At 70.9% G+C, this 14,267-nt stretch carries 14 protein-coding genes; 2 read left to right on the forward strand and 12 right to left on the reverse strand.

The window, feature by feature from the left end; all coding sequences use genetic code 11:
• Positions 1 to 27: 27 nt before the first annotated feature.
• The 3 genes from rpsG to ACRAWB_RS09800 form a co-directional block, all read right to left on the reverse strand.
• Complete coding sequence (rpsG, locus tag ACRAWB_RS09790) at positions 28 to 498, reverse strand: 30S ribosomal protein S7 (protein ID WP_431218726.1); 471 nt, start codon at positions 496 to 498, stop codon at positions 28 to 30.
• On the reverse strand, positions 498 to 872 hold the full coding sequence (gene rpsL / locus ACRAWB_RS09795) for a 30S ribosomal protein S12 (RefSeq protein WP_011186743.1): 375 nt from the start codon (positions 870 to 872) through the stop codon (positions 498 to 500). The genes rpsG and rpsL overlap by 1 nt, the downstream gene beginning before the upstream one ends.
• Positions 873 to 1,226: 354 nt before the next feature.
• A complete protein-coding gene (locus ACRAWB_RS09800; RefSeq protein ID WP_018191976.1) occupies positions 1,227 to 1,523 on the reverse strand; it encodes a WXG100 family type VII secretion target in 297 nt (98 codons plus the stop codon).
• A gap of 155 nt (positions 1,524 to 1,678) precedes the next feature.
• Here ACRAWB_RS09800 and ACRAWB_RS09805 point away from each other — a divergent pair, with 155 nt between their 5' ends.
• Positions 1,679 to 2,449 (forward strand): hypothetical protein, encoded by a 771-nt coding sequence (locus tag ACRAWB_RS09805; RefSeq protein ID WP_431353138.1) that lies wholly within the window; start codon positions 1,679 to 1,681, stop codon positions 2,447 to 2,449.
• Here ACRAWB_RS09805 and ACRAWB_RS09810 read toward each other — a convergent pair.
• The 4 genes from ACRAWB_RS09810 to ACRAWB_RS09825 are packed head-to-tail and all read right to left on the reverse strand — an operon-like array spanning position 2,406 to position 5,300.
• Positions 2,406 to 3,017 (reverse strand): hypothetical protein, encoded by a 612-nt coding sequence (locus ACRAWB_RS09810; RefSeq protein WP_431353139.1) that lies wholly within the window; start codon positions 3,015 to 3,017, stop codon positions 2,406 to 2,408. The genes ACRAWB_RS09805 and ACRAWB_RS09810 overlap by 44 nt on opposite strands.
• Positions 3,014 to 3,634, reverse strand: a complete 621-nt coding sequence (locus ACRAWB_RS09815) for a hypothetical protein (RefSeq protein WP_431353140.1) — start codon at positions 3,632 to 3,634, stop codon at positions 3,014 to 3,016. Before ACRAWB_RS09815 ends, ACRAWB_RS09810 begins: the two co-directional genes overlap by 4 nt.
• A 14-nt stretch (positions 3,635 to 3,648) precedes the next feature.
• Complete coding sequence (locus ACRAWB_RS09820; RefSeq protein ID WP_431353141.1) at positions 3,649 to 5,001, reverse strand: putative T7SS-secreted protein; 1,353 nt, start codon at positions 4,999 to 5,001, stop codon at positions 3,649 to 3,651.
• Positions 4,998 to 5,300 carry a hypothetical protein gene (locus ACRAWB_RS09825; RefSeq protein WP_064109792.1) on the reverse strand — a complete coding sequence of 101 codons (303 nt, stop codon included), beginning with the start codon at positions 5,298 to 5,300 and terminating at the stop codon, positions 4,998 to 5,000. The genes ACRAWB_RS09820 and ACRAWB_RS09825 overlap by 4 nt, the downstream gene beginning before the upstream one ends.
• 116 nt (positions 5,301 to 5,416) lie before the next feature.
• Here ACRAWB_RS09825 and ACRAWB_RS09830 point away from each other — a divergent pair, with 116 nt between their 5' ends.
• Complete coding sequence (locus ACRAWB_RS09830) at positions 5,417 to 9,931, forward strand: FtsK/SpoIIIE domain-containing protein (RefSeq protein ID WP_431353142.1); 4,515 nt, start codon at positions 5,417 to 5,419, stop codon at positions 9,929 to 9,931.
• Between the two features lie 6 nt (positions 9,932 to 9,937).
• Here ACRAWB_RS09830 and ACRAWB_RS09835 read toward each other — a convergent pair whose 3' ends face one another.
• The 5 genes from ACRAWB_RS09835 to pilM form a co-directional block, all read right to left on the reverse strand.
• The gene (locus ACRAWB_RS09835) at positions 9,938 to 10,432 is read right to left on the reverse strand and encodes a DUF6121 family protein (protein ID WP_431353143.1); all 495 of its coding nucleotides are present in this window, start codon (positions 10,430 to 10,432) and stop codon (positions 9,938 to 9,940) included.
• A 14-nt stretch (positions 10,433 to 10,446) separates the two neighbouring features.
• Positions 10,447 to 11,595, reverse strand: a complete 1,149-nt coding sequence (locus ACRAWB_RS09840) for a hypothetical protein (RefSeq protein WP_431353144.1) — start codon at positions 11,593 to 11,595, stop codon at positions 10,447 to 10,449.
• Between the two features lie 88 nt (positions 11,596 to 11,683).
• Positions 11,684 to 12,421 (reverse strand): hypothetical protein, encoded by a 738-nt coding sequence (locus tag ACRAWB_RS09845; RefSeq protein ID WP_431353145.1) that lies wholly within the window; start codon positions 12,419 to 12,421, stop codon positions 11,684 to 11,686.
• Between the two features lie 20 nt (positions 12,422 to 12,441).
• The gene (locus tag ACRAWB_RS09850) at positions 12,442 to 13,206 is read right to left on the reverse strand and encodes a hypothetical protein (RefSeq protein ID WP_431353146.1); all 765 of its coding nucleotides are present in this window, start codon (positions 13,204 to 13,206) and stop codon (positions 12,442 to 12,444) included.
• Positions 13,203 to 14,252, reverse strand: coding sequence for a type IV pilus assembly protein PilM (gene pilM, locus ACRAWB_RS09855; RefSeq protein WP_431353147.1), 1,050 nt, complete (start codon positions 14,250 to 14,252; stop codon positions 13,203 to 13,205). The genes ACRAWB_RS09850 and pilM overlap by 4 nt, the downstream gene beginning before the upstream one ends.
• Positions 14,253 to 14,267 lie beyond the last annotated feature (15 nt).

Below are 14,267 nucleotides of genomic sequence, written 5' to 3' on the forward strand. Positions count from 1 at the left end.
CGTATAACGCCCGGGCGGCCAGTTTTATTACCAGCGGTAGTGGGCGAAGGCCTTGTTCGACTCGGCCATCTTGTGCGTGTCCTCGCGACGCTTGACAGCGGCGCCGAGACCGTTGGACGCGTCCAGGATCTCGTTCTGGAGACGCTCGGTCATCGTCTTCTCACGACGGCCCTTGGCGTAGCTGGTGAGCCAGCGGAGCGCCAGCGTGTTGGCGCGGTGCGGCTTGACCTCGACCGGCACCTGGTAGGTCGAGCCACCGACGCGGCGGCTGCGGACCTCGAGGGTCGGGCGGACGTTGTCGAGAGCCTTCTTGAGAACGGTGACCGCGTCCTGACCGGACTTGGTGCCGACGCCCTCGAGCGCGTCGTAGACGATGCGCTCGGCGAGGCCCTTCTTGCCGTCGAGGAGGATCTTGTTGACGAGCTGGCTGACGACCGGCGAGCCGTACACCGGGTCGGCGACGACGGGACGCTTAGGAGCGGGACCCTTGCGAGGCATTACTTCTTCTCCATCTTCGCGCCGTAACGGCTGCGAGCCTGCTTGCGGTTCTTGACGGCCTGGGTGTCGAGCGCGCCACGGACGATCTTGTAGCGGACGCCGGGCAGGTCCTTCACACGACCGCCGCGGACGAGCACCATCGAGTGCTCCTGCAGGTTGTGGCCCTCACCGGGGATGTAAGCGGTGACCTCGGTCCCGTTCGACAGCTTCACACGGGCGACCTTGCGGAGCGCCGAGTTCGGCTTCTTGGGGGTGGTGGTGTAGACACGGGTGCACACGCCGCGCTGCTGGGGGTTGGCCTTCAGGGCGGGGGCCTTGGTCTTGGTGACCTTCGGCGTCCGTCCCTTGCGGACCAACTGCTGAATGGTTGGCACTGAACTTCTCCTTATTTGGACTGCACGGTGACAGTTGTTGCTTTTCCCGCACCCCGAACCGCCCGCATCGCGGGTGGTTTCAGACGGTGGGAGTATCGGCCCCGACCAATGGGTTGTGACCAATCGGCCCCGGGTCGATATGCCGTGGGGATGAGTACGTGCCGGCCCGCTCGTCCCGCACCCGGAAGTGGGCATGGAGCAAGCGCGCAGCAGAGCGCACACCCGATAAATACTATCCGGCGGGTCTCTCCCGGTCAAATGAGCGCGGGGTGCTAGAGGCCTTGTCCGCGGACGGCGAAAAGGGGCGGCCGTCCCCGTGGACGACCGCCCCTTCCCAGGCGGTGCCGGATCGGCTCAGCCGCCGATGCCCTTGGCCAGCTCGCTGTCGACGTTCTGCAGCGCGTCAGCGGCCTTGGTGAGGAACTGCGACATCCCGTCGAGGCCGTTGACCGCCTCGGTGGTGCCCTTGGTGAACTGCTCGTACGAGGTGTGGAACGCGCCCGACGCCTGGTCGGTGACGAAGCCGCCGTTCACGAGGCCGTTCACCAGGTTCTGGAGCTCGTGGAGCTTCGCGGTGATGTCGTCCTTGCCCGCGATGAGGCGGTTGGCGGCATCGGTCATCTCGCCGTACGTGACGTTCATGTTGGCCATGACGGTCCTTATCCCTTCGTTGTTCGGAAGAGGCCGTACCCCCGGGGCCGACCAGCTACCTCCACCTAACCAGGCGACCGGTCGGCACGGAATGGGGAGCACTCCCCATGCGCGCGGCTTCGTCGCCGCAGGGCCAGCGGGATAGCCTGGCAGCCATGCCGACCTACAGCACGATGAGGCCGAACCCCAACTCCGCGGCGGCGAAGGCGGCGCGGCGCTCGAAGCGTTCGGGCGCGGACCGTGCGGCCACGCCGCCGTCGTCCGCCTCGCGGGCCCTCCGGCCGATCGGGTACCTGATCGTCGCGCTGGTGTGGACGGCGCTCGCGATCGTGACGCTGCTGCTCCCCGTGGCGCTCCCGTTCGGGCTCTGGAGCACGAATCCGGACTTCAGCTCGCAGGAGTTCGTCACCGGAGGCGATACCGCGGTCACCGTGCTGTTCCTCGTGTTCGCAGTCGTGGTGCTGGTTCCGCTGCTCGGCTACGCGTTCGTAGCCCTGCCGCTCGCCTCCGTCCCGCTGGCGGTCCTCGCGTGGACGTACGTCGTGCGCAGCCTGCGGCCGTCCTACGCGGGCGAGCGGCTGTCCAGCACTGGATGGTCGCGGGATGTGATCGGCCCGCCGACCCTCGGTCCGACGGCCCTCTCCCTGCTGCCCGTGCGGCTGACGCCCTGGACGCGGTTCTGGGCCGAGCTGATGATGCTGGGCTGGCGGCCGGGGCTCGGCGTGCTGTGGGCGGGCATCCCGTACGGCTTGGCGTCGTTCCTCGTCGCGGGCTGGCTGTTCTGGCCGGCCGGGACGGCGGGGGCCGTGGTGTGGGTCGTCGTGACGGCCGCCCTGGTCGTCGCTACGGTCGTGCTCGTGGTGCGGGCGTACCGCGGTCGGGTCAGGGACCGTCAGCGCTCGCGGCGACCGGCGACCGGAAGCTGATCGAGTCGATCATCGCCTCGAACAGCTCCAGGTAGAGGTCGGGCGCGGTCGCCATCGGCGCGTTGATCCGAGCGTGGATGAGGCGTTCTCCGCCGGGGACCGCGAACCGGTAGTCCGCCACGAGCTCCGGAGCGGACTCCTCCTCGTACGTGGTCTGCCGGACGGCCGAGCGCCGGCGCACCGGCCCGATCGACAGCTCCAGCGCCTCGTCGCCGGGGAAGCAGCGGGCCAGGTGGACGCCCGGCTCATCCAGCGCCTCCGGACGCGTCGGCCACTCCTCGCGCGACAGCACGAGCGAGGCGGGGAACGGCACGCCCGGCAGGATCTCGAGCGACAGGGCAAGCGCGAACGCGCTGCTGTCGTTCGCCAGGGCGACCAGCCGCTCCAGCTCGGTCTTGGCGGTGCGGCGCACGCGCGCGAGCCGGTCGGCGCGGCCGACGCGCTGGGCGACCAGTCGCTGGATGCGGCGCGCGGCGGCCTCGTCGTCGTGCAGCGGGATCATCACCCAGGTGCCGGGGAAGACGATGGTCAGCTCCTCGCCGAGCTCGGTCAGGCGCGCGTCGCTCACGCGAACTCCCCGAGCGTGATGCGGAGCGAGTCGGCGATCGCCTGCGTCTCCTCCACCATGTCGGAGAACCCGCCGACGAAGGCCGAGCGGAAGACCATCTGGAACGCCTGCGCCGAGCCGACCGGGAAGATCGCGAAGACGACGCGCTGCTCGAGCAGCGCATCCCCCGCGTCCTCGTCGGCGAGCGCGGTGAGATGCGTGAAGCCGACCAGCTCGCCGGTCGCGTGCGCGGTGCGCCACGACCGGAAGCCGAGGATGCGGAAGCCGGGCTCGCTGTGCTCGCTCTCGGCCTCCACGGCGGCCAGATAGCTCTCGGGCGAGTCATCCGTTTCCAGCTGCAGCAGCTCGAAGGTCTGGAATGCGTTCAGCACACCGGCCTCCGGCACCGGGATGTAGACCCGGGCGCGCGTGGCGCCGGTCGGGTCCTCCTCGTGCAGCACCCGCTGCAACGCCTGCAGACGTTCGACCAACTCGCCCGCCGCCTCACCCGCGGGCAGCGAGCCAACCAGGCGCTCCGCCCAGTCGTCGCTCCCCCGGTCGCTCAGCAGCTCGACGTCGTGCCAGTCGTCAGGGGCTTCGAACGAGAAGTCGACGATGTCCTGCGAGCGCAGCGTCATGCGCGATCCACCCCTCAGCCGTTGTTGCTCTTGTACGTCGGAAGGTACGTGTCGGCCTGCTTGAGCGCGAACTTCTGCAGGTCGACGCTCGGCAGCTGCGGCAGGTCGGTGTGATTGCGGCCGCCATCGAGCTTGTTGACGATGCTGTCGACCTTACCCGGCGCGTTTAACAGCTCGGCGCCCTTGTTGTACAGCGCGCTGCCCTGGCGGTAGGCCGCCGTGGCGGTGAGGATGGTGAACTCTCCGGCCTTCACGTCGTGCGTGACGGCGCGGACGACGTTCTGGTCCAGCCCGGTGAGCGTCCGCAGCGCCTTCGCCTTGTCCGCTCCGTTGGTGACCAGCGCCTTGTACGCCTCGCGCTGCGCCGCGGCCGACTCCCCGGCGGCCTTCCAGACGTTCAGGTCCTTGGCCGGGTTCTCGAACAGCTTCTTGGTGGCGGACTTCATCAGGCGCTTGCCGATCTGCGCCTTCAGCATCGCGTTGGGGCTGGTGTGCACGCCGGCGACGGTCTTCGGGATGCGGGCGAGACCCTTGATACGGGCGGCCTTGCCGAGGAAGGAGAAGATGCGTCCGCCGAAGATGCTGAGCACGACGGTGACGGCGGCGCCGAGGATGTCGAGGAAGGTGCCCTCGCCGTTCGCGAACTTGACCACCGCGTCCACGAGCTTGATGATCGCCGCGGCGAGCGCGATCACCGCGAGCACCTGCCCGAGGATCGGGACCCACGACAGGAAGATCGCGAGCACGCCGGCGATGTCGCCGATCGTCTCGATGACATCCATCACCTTGTCCCAGAAGCCGGGGTTCTTGAGGCCGTTGTTGTGGTGGTCGACCACGTCGACGATCGCGCTGACGGCTTTCTCGGCTGCACGGTCCTTGCGGTTGCGGGCGTCGTACCAGGCCTGGTGGGCCGCCTGCAGGGCCGCGTTGGCGGCGCGCGCCGCGTCGTCGGCCTTGTCGGCGGCCTTGCCCGCGTCGGCGGCGTCCTCCGGCTTGGCGCTCTGCTGGGTGGTGTGGGCAGTGGTCGCTGCCTTGTGCGCCGCGTCGGCGTCGCCCTGCTTCTCGTTGATGAGCGTGATGGCCTTCTCCGCGTCGTCCTGGGCGCCGCGCAGCTCGCCCGCGTAGGTCAGCAGGGCGGCCGCAGTCTTCGCGTAGCGGTCCTTGGCCTTGTCGATGTCGTCGGCGGTGTCGCGCGACATCTCTTGGAGCTTGGACACGGCCTCGGACTTATAGCCGTCGAGGTCGTGGATCTTCTTCAGCTCCTTCACTGAGCGCTGGATCGCCTCGCCGATGGACTGGTAGTGCCGGGCCTTGGCCTCGAGCACGCCGGGGTCGCCGGTGAGGGGCTGGAACTCCGTGTCGCTCACTTGTGCGCTCCGCTCTTGTCGGCTTCGACGGCCTTGGCCAGATCCCCGTCCACCTTCACGAAGTTGTCGGCGACCGCGGCGATGACCTGCTGCACGTTCTTCACGTTCTCGGTCATCTCCTTGCGCTTCTCATTCCACTTGTGCGCGAAGTCCCGGACGTGGTCGTGGAGGTCGTCGTGCCCGGTCGCGTCGGCGACCCCGTCGCTGAAGTCGTCGGCGTTCTGGAACTCGCGCACGACGGCGTCGAGGTCGTCGCGCAGCTGCACCAGTTCGTCCAGCTTGAGTACGAGATCGGCCACTGTTCCTCCCCTGTCGTTCGATCCTGCCGCAAGCAAACGTACCGGTGGCCCAGCGGAAAGCCGATGGGGAGCGGTCCCCATCCCCCTGTATCGGAGGTACTGGGTATGGTGCTGAAGTGCGACTGAAACTGACTCTCGCCCGCCCGACCGGCAGCAGCGATGACATCGTCGTCACCGCGGACGCCGCGGCCAGCATCTCCGAGGTCGCGGCCACGATCGCGCGCATCGATCCGCGCCGCACCGGACCGGTCGCCGCCCCGGGCGCGCTGACCCTGCGCGCGCAGCTGCCCGGGCAGGCCGACCCGCTGGTTCTGCCGCCCGACGCGCCGGTCGGCGAGGCGTGGATCGGCAGCGGCGCGACGGTCGCGCTGGCCGACGCCGGGTTGCACTACGCCGCGCCGGAGCTTGGCGACGTTCCGGTGGTCGCGACGCTTCGCATCCTGAGCGGGCCGCAGGAGGGCGCGACCTTCCCACTGCGGGCGGGCACTACGGTCCTGGGCCGCGACGAGTCGTGCGACATCGTGCTGGAGGATCCCCTCGTCTCGAAGCGCCACGTCCGCTTCGAGGCCGGCGACGGCGTCGAGGTCGTCGATCTGGGCTCGGCGAACGGCGTGGTCGTCGACGGCGGCCTGGTCACGCGGTTCACCGTGCGCCGCACCGAGACGCTGCTGCTGGGCGACACCGAGGTGGAGCTGGAGGTGCGGGCCGCCTCCGAGCTCCCGGCGGCGACTCCGACCGCCGGGCCCATCTTCTTCAACCGGTCGCCGCGCGTCGAGCGGCGCTACGCGGGGCAGGTCTTCCAGGCGCCGGAGGTGCCCGGCGAGAAGGACGACCCGCCCTTCCCGCTGCTCGCGATGATCACCCCGCTGCTGCTCGGCGGCGCGATGTTCTTCCTCACGAAGAACCCGACATCGCTTCTCTTCGTGCTGCTCTCGCCGGTCATGCTGGTCGGCAACTACATCAGCAATCGCACGCGCGGCAAGCGGAAGCTGAAGAAGCAGATCGCGGTGTTCGAGCAGCGGCTGGAGGCCCTGTCCACCAAACTCGAGCAGGAGCGCGTCACCGAGGTGACGGTGCGGCAGGCCGAGACCCCGACGACCGCCGACGCGCTCTCGGAGGCGATTCTGCGCGGCCCGATGCTGTGGACCCGGCGCCCGGAGCACTGGTCGTTCCTTAACCTGCAGCTGGGTCGCGGGTCCATGCGATCGCGCAACACCGTCCAGGCGGTCGACCGGGCCGAGCTGATCGTCGAGTTCCAGGAGCGGCTGGATGCGGTCGTCTCCGCGCACGAGCGGGTCGACGACGTCCCCGTGCTCGACAACCTGTACGAGTCCGGCGCCCTCGGCATCGCCGGCCCGGCCGACCTCACCGCCGGCTCCGTCAACTCGGTGCTGGTTCAGCTCACCGCGCTGCACTCCCCCGCCGAGCTCGCCGTCGCGGCCCTGGTCTCGCCGCGCTGGTCGCGCGAGCTCTCCTGGCTCAAGTGGATGCCGCACACCTCCTCCCCGCACAGCCCGTTGCCGGGCGGCCACCTCGCCGACAGCGCGTCGAGCGCCGCCGGAGTGCTCAGCGCGCTCGAAGGGCTGATCGAGGAACGGCTGGCCGCCGCACGCAACGGCGTCCAGCGGCGTGGGGCGATGGAGCAGGAGCGCGCGGCCCTGGAACGCGGCGCCGTCGTCGGCCGGTCGCAGACGACGGACGGCACCCCCTCGCCGGTGCCCGCCGTGGTGGTGGTCATCTCCGACGACGTCGCGGTCGACCGCGCCCGGCTCGTGCAGCTCGCCGAGGCGGCCGCCGACGCCGGCGTCTTCCCGATCTGGGTCTCGGAGGACGTGGCCGCCCTTCCCGCCGTCTGCCGTACCTTCCTGCAGCACACGGACCAGCCGCACCGCGCCCGCGCCGGCTTCGTGCGCCTGGGCGAGACGGTCGAGGACGTCGTGACCGAGCCGGTCAGCACCGCGACCGCGCTCGACTACGCGAAGCGGATGGCGCCGGTCATCGACGCCGGCGCACTCGTCGCCGATGCGAGCGACCTGCCGCGATCCATCTCGCTCGTCACCCTGCTCGGGCACGAGCTCGCCGAGTCGTCGAGCGCGGTGGTCGACCGCTGGCGGCAGAACGCGTCCATCCACGACCGGTCATCGGCCGCGCGTCCGGCCCGCCGGCGGCCCGGCACGCTGCGCGCCACGATCGGCTCGGCCGGTGTGGACGCCATGCACCTCGACCTGCGCACGCAGGGCCCGCACGCGCTCGTCGGCGGCACGACCGGCGCGGGCAAGAGCGAGTTCCTGCAGGCGTGGGTGCTCGGGATGGCCGCCGAGTACAGCCCGGACCGGGTCACGTTCCTCTTCGTCGACTACAAGGGCGGGTCGGCCTTCGCGGACTGCGTCAGCCTCCCGCATTGCGTGGGCCTGGTGACCGACCTGAGCCCGCACCTCGTCCGGCGCGCGCTGACGAGCCTGCGCGCCGAGCTCCACCACCGCGAGCACCTGCTCAACCGTAAGAAGGCCAAGGATCTTCTCGAGCTCGAGAAGCGCGGCGACCCCGACAGCCCGCCCGCGCTCGTGCTCGTCATCGACGAGTTCGCCGCACTGGTCGGCGAGGTGCCGGAGTTCGTGGACGGCGTGGTCGACATCGCGCAACGCGGGCGCTCGCTCGGCATCCACCTGATCATGGCGACGCAGCGACCGGCCGGCGTCATCAAGGACAACCTGCGCGCCAACACCAACCTCCGCATCGCGCTGCGCATGGCCGACGAGTCGGACAGCCAGGATGTCGTGGGCGTCGCGGACGCCGCCCACTTCGATCCGGGCATCCCGGGCCGCGGCATGGCGAAGACCGGGCCCGGGCGGCTGGTGCGGTTCCAGTCCGCGTACGCCGGCGGCTGGACCACGCGCGAGCCGGAACGCGCCGGCGTGGAGGTCGCCGAGCTGCGGTTCGGCGGCGAGGTGCGCTGGGAGGAGGACCGCGCCGTCGAGGAGCCGGAGCGCGACCTCGGCCCCACCGACCAGCAGCGGCTCGTCGCCTCGATCGTGCGCGCGCAGGCCGCCGCTCACATCCCCGCCCCGCGCCGCCCCTGGCTGGACGAGCTGGCCGCGGCGTACGACCTCGGCCTGCTGCGGCAGCGCACCGACGCCGAACTCCTGCTGGGCGTCGCCGACATCCCGGACCGGCAGGAGCAGCGTCCCGTCTACTTCCAGCCGGACGTGGACGGCAACATCGCGGTCTACGGCACCGGCGGCTCCGGCAAGTCGACCGTGCTGCGCACTCTCGCCTCCGCCGCCGCGATCACCCCGCGGGGCGGCCCCGTGCACGTGTACGGGCTCGACTTCGGCGCCGGCAGCCTGCGGATGCTCGAGAAGCTGCCGCATGTCGGGTCGGTGATCGCCGGCGACGACCCCGAGCGGATCATCCGGCTGTTCCGGATGCTGAAGGAGACGCTGGAGGACCGCGGCCCGCGCTTCGCCGAGGCGAACGCCTCCAACATCACCGAGTACCGGTCGCTGACCGGGCGGCATGACGAGCCGCGCATCCTGCTGCTGGTGGACGGCTTCCCCGCCTTCCGCGAGGACTTCGAGATCCCGGCCGGACGGTCGCAGTGGTACGACGTGTTCCGCGACCTGCTGGCCGACGGACGGCGGCTCGGGATGCACGTCGCGCTCACGGGCGACCGCGCGGGCGCCGTCCCGACCGCGATCGGTTCGCTGGTACAGCGCCGCGTCGTGCTGCGGCTCGCGGACGACGGCTACGGGATGCTCGATGTGCCCTCCGACATCCTGTCCCCCGCTTCCCCTCCCGGCCGCGCCATCGTCGACGGTTACGAGACGCAGGTCGCCGTCCTCGGGGGCTCGCGCGCCGTGGCCGACCAGTCGGAGGCTATCCGGCGGCTGGCCGAGGCGATGGAGCGGGCGGGCATCGTGCCGGCGCCGGTCGTCGGGTCGATGCCGAAGGAACTCGCGCCGGCGTCGCTGCCGGACAGCGTCGGCGGACAGCCCGTGCTTGGCATCGGCGACGTCGACCTGGGACCGCTCGGCTTCGAGCCGTCCGGGACACTGCTCGTCGCAGGTCCCCCGGCGAGCGGCCGGACCACTGCACTCGCGGCCGTCGCGGACGCCGTCGCCCGCTTCGACGGGGAGACGCGCCTCTACTACGTGGGCAGCGCGCGGTCGCCGCTGGCCGGCTCCGCCGTGTGGACGGACCGGGCGCTCACGCCGCCCGAGGCCGCCGAGCTGGCGAAGGACCTCACGGCCGCGATCGCCGATCCCGACACCGAGGGCCGAATCGCGGTGTTCGTCGAGGCGATCGGCGACTTCCTGCAGACGCCCGCCGACTCCGCGCTGGTCGAGCTGATCCGCGCGACGCGGCGGAGCGACCACCTCCTGGTCGCCGAGGCCGAAACCAGCGCCTGGGGGTCGTCGTGGCCGCTGCTCGGCGAGGTCAAGAACGGCCGCCGCGGTCTGCTGCTGCAGCCGGACTCGATCGAGGGCGACCTGCTGCTGAAGACGCCACTCCCCCGACTGAACCGTTCGGAGTTCCCTCCGGGGCGCGGCGTGTTCGTCCAGAAGGGCGGCTTCACGCGCGTGCAGGTGCCGCTGGTGGATGCGTCCCTCCCCGCGCGCGTGCGGGTCTGAGGACCGTCACTCGTCCTCGTCGCGCTCCCACGGCCAGCGCGGCCGTCCGCGCTGCCGGAAGCGCCCGACGAGCACCAGCTCGTACAGCAGGGTGATGAGGAACGCGGCGAGCCCGACGGTGATCGCCGGCCAGCGGAGCAGCTGCGAGAACGCGAACAGGATGTAGTGGAACGGATCGTCCGGGTGCGCGAACGCGCCCGCGATCCCGCCCGCGGCGATGAAGACGGCGTAGCAGGCGACGCCCACCCCGAGCGCGACGCCCGGGGAGATGCGCTGACGGTCGCCGGGCACGCGGACGCCGAGCACGATGAGGAACACGAGCAGCATCAACGACGCCGCGATCACCATGATCGGACCGAGCAGCGGGCCCGCCGCCGGATCGTCGATCGGGTCGCTGTCGGTGGCGAGCGCGATCAGTCCGAACGCGGCGACGAGCAGCGCGAGGTAGAGCCCGGTCGCGAAGAACGCGACCACGACGGCGTACGCACGCTCGTCACGCATGGATCACCCGCCGGTCAGTACCCCTGCTGCGCGTACGCGGCGGCGGCCTGGTTCTGCGCGTCGGCGACCTGCTGCTCGTAGTCCGCCTGCGCCTCGGCGTTGCGCGCCTTCAGCTTGCGACCCCGCGCGGCGAGCCATGCGCCGGTCCAGATCGAGATCTCTCGGGCGATGACACCGGCGAGCACCGCGAACGGGTTCACCCAGGCGCTGCGGAGGAGGACGTTGAACTCGCTCGGCGTGCGGAGCCAGTACTGCGCATCCACCAGGTTGGCGCCGATGTAGACGAGGTAGACGAACACGGCGACGAACAGACCGCCGAGGATGTAGGCCCACCAGCGGGCACGGTTCAGGATCTGGATGAGCACGACCATCCCGATGAAGAACGCGAGGACCGGAGCCCAGCCGCGGAGGCCGAACGCCGGACCGCCGGTGAAGAACTGGAGCAGCGCAGGCCCGAACTCGTCGCTCGGGGTGAGCAGCGAGCCGACGATGAGCACGGCGGCTGCCCAGAGCACGGCGAACGCGACCGTGCCGACGAGCGCGATGAGGATGCCGACGCCGCGGTTGCTCTTCTTCTTGGGCGCCTCGGGGCGCGCCAGGTAGATCGGGGCGACGGGCTGCGGCGCGGCGGCCGTGGTGGCGGCGCCTGCGGCAGCGGCGCCGGCCGTGGCCGGGGCGCCGGTGCTGGTCGCCTCTCCGACCGGGACGGTCGGGTACGCGGTGGTCGGCGCGTCGGTGTTCTCGCGCAGGTTGGCGGCCTCGGCGGCCGTGATCACCGGCGTGGCCGACTCGGCCGGGGAGGCGGTGTCGACCGTGGCGTCGCCGGCAGCGGTGGCGCCGGTCGCGCCGGGCTGTGCGCTGTTGCGGGCGACCGCGGCGGCGACGTCGTCATCGGACGCGACGACGGGCTCGGGCTCCGCGATGGCAGCGCGCGGCTGCGGCTCCGGCGTGGCCGGAACGGCGGCGGCTTCCTCCTCCGCGGGACGGTTGAGGTGTCCACGCGCGGAGACGGGGGTCGACGGCGGCTCGACCACCTGGGCGCCGGTGTCGGTGCTCGGCTCCGCAGCGGCCGACTCGGCCGGGGCGGTCGCGGGCGCGACCTGATCGGCGTCCGGCGCAGGCTCGTAGGTCGCGCGCTTGGGCGCGTCCGGCGTGTCGCTCATCCTGGCTCCTCCATCGGCCCGACGGGCCCGTTGCGCCCCACTGTAGCAACGGGGCCCGCCGTGTCGAGGGAGGCGGGGCGGGGTGGGGTTACTTGGACGCGGGAGCCGCGGGAGCCGCCGCCTTCGCCAGGACGTACAGGTAGCCGCTGACCGAATACGTCTCGGTCGGCGCCGTCGGAGCGGCGGTGGCGGAACCTCCGGCGGCGGACTTGGCCCCGCCGTCGACGCCGCCATCGAGTCCGCTGACCAGGAACAGCCTCGACCCGGTCTGCAGGCGGTGGACGAAAGCGATCGTGTGGTCCAGAGGGCCGCCGACCCCGATCTTCACCGGGATCGCGAGGAAGTTCGCCGCCGAGATGGACGGATCGGTGTGGACCGCCGGAGCCTGGGCGCCGGCCGGCGACGCGGCAGCGCCGGGAGCCGGGGTCGGCGTGGGGGTGGCCGAGGGGGCGGGCGTCGCCGTGGCGGAAGGCTGCGGCGCGGGTGCGGAGGCTCCCTGCGGGGCGTAGGCCGTGGCATCGGCAGGACTCACGTTCTGCACGACCAAGCCCTCCGCAGCCGCGGCGGCATCGACGGCATCGATGAAGGAGTCCATGTTCTGCTCGGAGGGGACGGAGAGCCGCAAGGTCTCGAGGTCGCCCGTCAGTTCGCCGATCTTCTTGTTCTGCGACTCCAGCGCATCCAGCGCAGCCTGGTTGACCTGGTTCGTCGCGAAGGCGGCCTGCCGGGCCGCATCTGCCGCGGCAGCCGCCTGCAGCGACGGCTGGACCCCGAGGAAGAATCCTCCGATCAGGATGGCCACGGTGCCCGCCCCGATCAAGATCATGAGTAGCTTGTTCTTGTCCATCACTTGCTCCCCGTCTTCGGCAGGTACTTGCCGTCCCACGCGCTGACCCCGTAGCGGATCGTGGCGATGGCCTGGTAGGACCCTCCGGACTGGAGCGTCACGGCGCCCGCGTCCGTCTCGACCACATCGGGCAGCGTGCCGATCGTGGAGAGCCACTGGCTGACCGCGGGCAGGCTCGGCGCGGCGATCGTCACCGTCGCAGACCCGACGCGCGGGGTGGCTCCTGGCACGGTCGACTGCTGGTACAGGGTGACGGGAGTGGCGGAGTCGATGGTCACGTTGGTGATGCTCGTACCCGGCGGCAGGGCGCCGATGAGCTCGGTGCCGCGCGCGTTCCAGTCGATCTCGGTCGCCCCGCCGACCGCCTGCGCGGCCTTCACGAGGGCGAGCTCCGACTGCGTGGCGCGGAGAGAGTTGAACTTGCCCTGGGCCTGCAGGATCCGTGTGCCGCGTGACTGCTCGAGGCCGAGCGAGAAACCGGCCGAGAAGGCCAGCGCATTGGCGCCCACCACGGCGACGGCGACGACCGCGACCGCGGCGATCAGACCCACGATCATGCGACGAACGATCTGCTCGTGCTTTCGGGCGGTGCGGATCTCCGTGGGAAGGAGGTCGACCCGCGGTTCCGAGCCGATGCGGATGTCGACGGCAGTCGGCTTCGGAGTCGGCTGCGCCTTCGCCTTCTTGGTACGAGCGGCCCCCGCCGATCCACGGCCGGATCGTGCCCCGGTCGCCGCTGCCGCCGCTTCTGTCGCCGCGCTCATGCTGCACTTCCCATCGCCAGGCCCAACGCCACCGTGATCTCCCGCTCGTGCAGACGCAGCTGCTCCGCGGTCAGGTTGCGGGAGACTCCGATCGTGGAGAACGGCTCCCCTTCGCTGACCGGAAGCCGCGTGTACTCGGCCAGCGCGGCCCCGAAGCCCGGCAGCTGCGCGGCCCCGCCCGCCAGGACGATCCGCTCCACCGGGGAATCGGCGCGCGTGTTCGAGAAGTACGCGATCGTGTTCCGCAGGCTGCCGAGCAGTTCGTTGACGACTTCGTGGATCACCGTCAGCTGCGCATGATGCTCCGCGTCGTTCGCGGTCGTTCCGAGCCCCACGATCCGCTTCACGTGCTCCGCCTGAAGGGCGGTGATCTCGAGCCGGGTGCTGAGGGCGGCCGTCAGGTCGTCCCCACCGGTGGGGATGAGGCGGACGAACTCCGGGACTCCGTTCTTGGCGACGACGACCGTGGTCGTGCTCGCGCCGACATCGATGAGCGCAACCGTCCCTGCGACCCGCGGCCGCGTGACGAGTGCTCGCTGCAGGGCGAAGGGGATCAGGTCGACTTCCACGGGGGTGAGACCGGCCAGCTGAACGGCCTTCACGTTGGCGAGGATCGCATCCTTGACGGCTGCGATCAGCAGCCCGTTGACGGTCGGCCCGTGCTCCCCCATCCCCTCGCCCGTGGGGTAGAAGTCGAGGATCGTCTCGGAGACCGGCAGAGGCAGCATCTCCTGCACGAGGAACGGCAGCGACTCGCGGATTCGGGGAAGCGGGGCGCGCGGGACCGTGAGGTCGCGTGCGAATACGCGTTGATTCCCCATCCCGAGAACCACGCGCTTGGTCTTGAACCCCGACTCGGCCCACAGCTTCTTCAGGAGCCCGGCGACCGTGGCGGCCTCGATGACCTCGCCTCTCCGGACCGCACCGAGGGGCACGTCGACGCGCCCGAACCGAACGAGGGTGGGCTTCGGCTTCTCGGCGTCGACCAGCTCGACGGCGCGGATGCTCGCGCTGCCGATGTCGATCCCGACCACAGTGTTCGCCATGTCAGTCCTTCTTTC

Origin of the sequence: Leifsonia poae (assembly GCF_050632865.1) — a bacterium.
GTDB lineage: Bacteria > Actinomycetota > Actinomycetes > Actinomycetales > Microbacteriaceae > Leifsonia > Leifsonia poae_B.

Bases quoted from the DNA above. Each gene is read 5' to 3' on its own strand.
- rpsG (WP_431218726.1), bottom strand. From the start codon at position 498: ATGCCTCGCAAGGGTCCCGCTCCTAAGCGTCCCGTCGTCGCCGACCCG.
- ACRAWB_RS09800 (WP_018191976.1), bottom strand. From the start codon at position 1,523: ATGGCCAACATGAACGTCACGTACGGCGAGATGACCGATGCCGCCAAC.
- ACRAWB_RS09805 (WP_431353138.1), top strand. From the start codon at position 1,679: ATGCCGACCTACAGCACGATGAGGCCGAACCCCAACTCCGCGGCGGCG.
- ACRAWB_RS09815 (WP_431353140.1), bottom strand. From the start codon at position 3,634: ATGACGCTGCGCTCGCAGGACATCGTCGACTTCTCGTTCGAAGCCCCT.
- ACRAWB_RS09835 (WP_431353143.1), bottom strand. From the start codon at position 10,432: ATGCGTGACGAGCGTGCGTACGCCGTCGTGGTCGCGTTCTTCGCGACC.
- ACRAWB_RS09840 (WP_431353144.1), bottom strand. From the start codon at position 11,595: ATGAGCGACACGCCGGACGCGCCCAAGCGCGCGACCTACGAGCCTGCG.
- ACRAWB_RS09845 (WP_431353145.1), bottom strand. From the start codon at position 12,421: ATGATCTTGATCGGGGCGGGCACCGTGGCCATCCTGATCGGAGGATTC.
- ACRAWB_RS09850 (WP_431353146.1), bottom strand. From the start codon at position 13,206: ATGAGCGCGGCGACAGAAGCGGCGGCAGCGGCGACCGGGGCACGATCC.
- pilM (WP_431353147.1), bottom strand. From the start codon at position 14,252: ATGGCGAACACTGTGGTCGGGATCGACATCGGCAGCGCGAGCATCCGC.